Origin of the sequence: Acinetobacter stercoris (genome assembly GCF_900323515.1) — a bacterium.
GTDB classification, from domain to species: Bacteria; Pseudomonadota; Gammaproteobacteria; order Pseudomonadales; family Moraxellaceae; genus Acinetobacter; species Acinetobacter stercoris.
In genome coordinates this window covers 1-3,385 of sequence record NZ_OOGT01000287.1, presented here as the reverse complement: position 1 = coordinate 3,385, position 3,385 = coordinate 1, and the positions used below count along the sequence as shown (strand labels likewise).

At 38.5% G+C, this 3,385-nt stretch carries 4 protein-coding genes; 2 read left to right on the top strand and 2 right to left on the bottom strand.

Annotated elements, in window-relative coordinates:
• Nucleotides 1–402 (top strand): DUF4377 domain-containing protein (locus tag KPC_RS18525; protein WP_213065912.1); only part of this gene is annotated, 402 nt, incomplete at its 5' end.
• Nucleotides 403–463: 61 nt separating this feature from the next.
• On the opposite strand, the gene tsf is transcribed toward KPC_RS18525, so the two are convergent.
• Both tsf and rpsB read right to left on the bottom strand, forming a co-directional pair.
• On the bottom strand, nucleotides 464–1,339 hold the full coding sequence (tsf, locus tag KPC_RS18520; RefSeq protein WP_121975804.1) for a translation elongation factor Ts: 876 nt from the start codon (nucleotides 1,337–1,339) through the stop codon (nucleotides 464–466).
• Between the two features lie 140 nt (nucleotides 1,340–1,479).
• A complete protein-coding gene (gene rpsB / locus KPC_RS18515) occupies nucleotides 1,480–2,232 on the bottom strand; it encodes a 30S ribosomal protein S2 (protein ID WP_121975803.1) in 753 nt (250 codons plus the stop codon).
• A 210-nt stretch (nucleotides 2,233–2,442) separates the two neighbouring features.
• Here rpsB and map point away from each other — a divergent pair, with 210 nt between their 5' ends.
• On the top strand, nucleotides 2,443–3,267 hold the full coding sequence (gene map, locus KPC_RS18510) for a type I methionyl aminopeptidase (protein ID WP_121975802.1): 825 nt from the start codon (nucleotides 2,443–2,445) through the stop codon (nucleotides 3,265–3,267).
• The last annotated feature ends 118 nt before the right edge of the window (nucleotides 3,268–3,385 follow it).

Here is a 3,385-nt window from a genome sequence, read left to right as displayed (position 1 = left end):
AAATTCCCCCATGCAAGATGCAGGATCGTTGAACTCATGAAATATTTCATATTCTCCCTACTTATTCCACTTACTGGCTTAATTTGTACCCAGACACAAGCAAGCCCATCAAATAACTACAAAACCGTATATTTTGAAATCGCGCCACATACAAAAAAATGTACAGGAGAAGGAACCTTCAATTGTTTACAAGTAAAAGAACTCAAGTACAATCATGGGAAAAAGGTATATTTAGATAAAAACTGGAAAAGTTTTTACGGTAATATTCAAGGCTTTACCCATAATCCTAAACAAGTAAACATAGTTAAACTCAAGGAATATAAAGTACACAATCCACCAGCAGACGCTTCAAGTTTACGCTATGAGCTTGATAAAATCATTGAACAAAAATCAATTCAATAATTTTTACCTTAAATAAAAACAGCCTTGCAAAATGCAAGGCTGTTTTTACTGCAAAAAACAATTATTTTGCAGCAGCTTGAGCAGCAGCAACTTCTTCTGCGAAGCTTAATTCTGCTTTTTTCTCAATACCTTCACCAACTTCAAAACGAACAAAGTTAGCTACAGTTGTGCTAGTTGCTTTTAATACATCAGCAACTTTCTTATCGTTGTCGATAACGTATTGTTGACGCTCTAAAACAACTTCATTCAAGTATTTTTCTACTGAACCAGTCACCATTTTTTCAACGATATTAGCTGGTTTACCAGATTCTACTGCTTTCGCTTCAGCAATTTCTTTTTCTTTAGCGATCAAATCAGCTGGAACTTGTTCAGCAGATACTGCAACAGGGTTAAATGCAGCAATGTGCATCGCTAAACCTTTACCAGTTTCGGCATCACCAGCATATGCAACTACAACACCAATCTTTAAACCGTGTTTGTAAACTGCGAGGTTTTCACCTTCGATGATTTTTGCACGACGAACCTGGATGTTTTCACCAATTTTTTGAACAAGTGCAATACGAGCTTCTTCAACAGTTACGCCATCTTCTAATTTAAGTTCTGCAATTTTAGCAGCATCAGTTTCATTCGCAGCTAAAGCAGCTTTTGCAACTTTTTCAGAGAAACCAGCAAAGTTACCGTCTTTAGCAACGAAGTCAGTTTGACAGTTTACTTCAACAAGAATAGCTTTATTACCTTCTTGAACGATAGCGATTGCACCATCAGCAGCAATATTACCAGCTTTTTTAGCTGCTTTTGCTTGACCTGATTTACGAAGGTTATCAATCGCTAATTCGATGTCACCGTTAGCTTCTGTTAATGCTTTTTTGCATTCCATCATTGCTAGACCAGTACGGTCACGTAATTCTTTTACCATGCTCGCAGTAACTGCAGTCATGTTGTTCTCCTAAATACGGTAGAAATATGAATCTGTTCAACAAAAACGGCCCATCTATACATCTGGGCCGTCTTGCTTTCATGACGCTTAATTTGCCACCATTACATGTCGCAAAAATGACAAACCTGCATCAAAACGCATTAAGCCTCAGGAGCTTCTTTAGCAGCTTCTTCGCCTTTTGCTTGAGCATTTGACTGAGTTTGAGCGTATTCTTTACCAGCAATGATCGCATCAGCCATAGCAGAAGCATAAAGTGTTACTGCACGGATCGCATCGTCGTTACCAGGAATAACGAAATCAACGTTATCTGGGTTAGAGTTTGTATCAACAATACCGATTACAGGAATACCAAGGTTTTTAGCTTCTTTAATCGCGATTGCTTCATGATCAACATCGATAATGAATAATGCGTCAGGTAAACCACCCATGTTTTTCACGCCGCCTAAAGAGCGTTCAAGTTTTTCCATCTCACGAGTACGTTCTAAAGCTTCACGTTTAGTAAGTTTAGCAAAAGTACCATCTTGAGATTGAGTTTGAAGATCTTTCAAACGGTTGATTGACTGACGAAGAGTTTTCCAGTTAGTCAACATACCACCCAACCAACGGTGATCTACATATGGTTGACCAGCGCGTTGAGCTTGTTCACGGATGATATTAGAAGCAGCACGTTTTGTACCAACGAATAATACTTTGTTCTTTTTGCTTGCTAAATTGTTAACAAAGTTCAAAGCATCATTTAACGCAGGAACAGTATGTTCCAAGTTGATGATATGAATTTTGTTACGAGCGCCAAAAATGTATTGACGCATTTTTGGGTTCCAGAAGCGAGTTTGGTGACCAAAGTGCGCGCCAGCTTGTAAAAGGTCGCGCATGCTTACGTTGTAATCTGCCATTTTCTTTACCTTAAAGTTTGGGTTAGGCCTCCATATGTCCGCATTCTCCACCCTTTCAGGCACCCAGAGTAATGTGACGACATATGTGCGGATTTTAGATTTGCCACCTATCAGTTTTTTACATGAAATTTATTCACGAAAAGCATTTGATAAAATGGGCGGCTATTTATACCATATACGCCTACAAATTTCCAAAAGTTTTTAAAGATCATGAATAGTACTTACGAAGCTCCACGTCGATTAATTAAAACCCCAGATGAAATTGAGAAAATGCGTGTGGCGGGCAGACTGGCGGCTGAGGTTCTGGATATGATCAAACCACATGTTAAAGCAGGTGTGAGCACCCTTGAACTAGACACAATCTGTCACGATTATATCGTAAATGTCCAGAATGCCATTCCTGCGTGTTTAGGATATGGTGCAGCTCCAGGTCGCCCTGCTTTCCAACATGTGATTTGTACTTCTGTTAACCATGTGGTTTGTCATGGCATCCCATCCGAGTCTAAAATTTTAAAAAATGGCGATATCCTGAATATCGACGTGACAGTCATTAAAGATGGTTATCATGGTGATACCAATATGATGTATATCGTTGGTGAAGGTTCTGTACTTGCTAACCGTATTTGTCATGTTGCTCAAGAAGCCATGTATCGTGGTATAGAAACAGTAAAACCAGGTTCAACAATTGGTGATATTGGATATGCTATTCAGAAATATGTTGAATCTGAACGTTTCAGTGTAGTTCGTGAATACTGTGGTCATGGGATTGGAACTGTGTTTCATGATGAACCTCAAGTACTTCACTATGGACAACCAAATACTGGTATGGTGTTAGAAGAAGGCATGACGTTTACTATTGAACCAATGGTCAACGCTGGAGTGTGGCAAACTCGTCTGATGGGCGATAAATGGACAGTCGTGACCAAAGACCATAAGCTTTCTGCCCAATATGAACATACACTTTTAGTCACTAAAGATGGTGTTGAAATCTTGACTCCACGTCCAGATGAAGACCTATCACGTTTTAAAAAATGATTTGTCATTGACTTAAAACTGCAACAACCTGGAATAAAAGGTCACTCAATACGTGACCTTTCTTTTATTTAAATACATAAAAATATTTATAACAAATTATTTTATATAACATTTTAAT

Coding starts and splice junctions, on each gene's coding strand:
- tsf (WP_121975804.1), bottom strand. CDS start 1,339: ATGACTGCAGTTACTGCGAGCATGGTAAAAGAATTACGTGACCGTACT.
- rpsB (WP_121975803.1), bottom strand. CDS start 2,232: ATGGCAGATTACAACGTAAGCATGCGCGACCTTTTACAAGCTGGCGCG.
- map (WP_121975802.1), top strand. CDS start 2,443: ATGAATAGTACTTACGAAGCTCCACGTCGATTAATTAAAACCCCAGAT.